The sequence below is a fragment of the Bacillus sp. sid0103 genome (assembly GCF_019219025.1).
Window position 1 is genome coordinate 1 of record NZ_JAHUWN010000162.1, and the last position, 255, is coordinate 255.

Sequence of the window (255 nt, forward strand, 5' to 3'; positions counted from 1 at the left end):
GTTGTTCCACTTCAAGTTCAGGGGATTGATTGGGACGGGTCGCCAAACCTTTAGTTGTTTCAATCAATCCTTTTTTATAGTGTTCTAACTTCATATGTGCCTCAGCTTTTCCTGTTAAAAGAGGGTGATTCGCAATACATTCAAATTCATCAAATATCTCCACATGATGATCTAAGGTTTCTTTAATCTTCACTTTTTGACCTGCAAATCGAAATGGGACAGAATAACGTTTCCCTTTGTAAGAAACGAAAGAAT

1 pseudogene is annotated in these 255 nt (G+C 36.9%); it reads right to left on the reverse strand.

Annotated features, from left to right (window positions below):
* A pseudogene (locus KW850_RS34655) lies at positions 1–193 on the reverse strand (IS21 family transposase); the annotation flags it as partial.
* Between the last annotated feature and the right edge of the window lie 62 nt (positions 194–255).